At 49.9% G+C, this 1,166-nt stretch carries 1 protein-coding gene; it reads right to left on the minus strand.

The genetic code is table 11. The features are described from left to right. A protein-coding gene (locus EVJ22_RS15190) for an IS3 family transposase (protein WP_131444265.1) occupies positions 1-1,084 on the minus strand; the annotation gives its coding sequence in 2 pieces (ribosomal slippage) (positions 1-835 and positions 835-1,084; 1,085 coding nt annotated over the 2 pieces). This gene is flagged as partial in the annotation. Positions 1,085-1,166: the final 82 nt, after the last annotated feature.

Genomic DNA, 1,166 nt, shown 5'->3' on the forward strand with positions numbered 1-1,166 from the left:
CTCGGCGTTAGGTAGCCCAATGTTCCATGGACTCTGATGTTATTGAACCAATGTATGTAATCACGTAATTCACGGTCGAGGACCGTTAGGTTCGGGAAGTTTCGCTTTCTGACGAACTCTGTTTTGATCACTTTGTACATGGCCTCTGACACTGCGTTATCGTAAGGACATCCTTTGTCGCTGAGTGAGCGACGGATACCGAAGCTGCGCAACGTGTCGCTGACGAGTCTATTGTTGAACTCGCTCCCACGGTCGGTGTGGAACATCCCCACCCGCCGAAGGTCGCTTGGAATCGTCGCAATCGCCCGTGCCACCAGGGACGCGTCCTTGTGTTCTCCGACACTGTATCCGATGATTTCCCGGTTGAAGAGATCGACAAATATACATACGTAACTCCATTTGTTTTGGACTCTGACGTACGTCAAATCACTCACGATGACCGACAACTCTTTTTCCTGACGGAACTCACGGTTCAATTCGTTTTTAGCCGTGGACTCGTTCGGATTGCTTCGTTTCGGTTTATATTGTGCGACGGTGTAGGAGGATACGAGTCCCTGCTCGCTCATGATCCGCCCGATGCGACGCCGTGAAACACGCTTCCCTAGTCGCTGTAGTTCGACCTTGATCTTGCGCGTTCCATAGTTATCACGACTTCGGCGGAAGATTTCGATGACATCACTGGTCACATCGTCGACCGCCGGTCGCTTCTTCGATTCGTGGTAGAAGGTGCTTCTTGATAGTTGAAGGACTTTACACATTGCTGATACCGAGTATTTGTGCATATTGTTCTTGATGACAGTTACTTTCGTCCTATGATCAGCGTGGCTTGCTTTAAAATGTCGTTCTCCATCTCGAGCTGCTTCACTTGCTTGCGCAGGTCACGGAGTTCGCGGGCCTCGTCGCTCAGGTTGTCCTCTGCTTTGAACGAACCGGTCGCACGGCTCTGGTTGATCCAGCGTCCCAGGGCAGACGGTGTCAGGTCATACTCTCGGATGATATCAATCCTTGGCTTCCCGTTGAGATAAAGCTGGACGACTTGTGCTTTGAATTCATCTGTATAGGTGCGGTGCGCTCTTTTTGGCATATCTGATGTTCTCCTCGTATGGATAATTTGTTTCAGTCTAATCGACCTCTACTTTTATGTCCAATTGAGTGTAGCCTATCCA

Origin of the sequence: Exiguobacterium sp. SH0S7 (assembly GCF_004337195.1) — a bacterium.
Lineage (GTDB): Bacteria > Bacillota > Bacilli > Exiguobacteriales > Exiguobacteriaceae > Exiguobacterium > Exiguobacterium aurantiacum_A.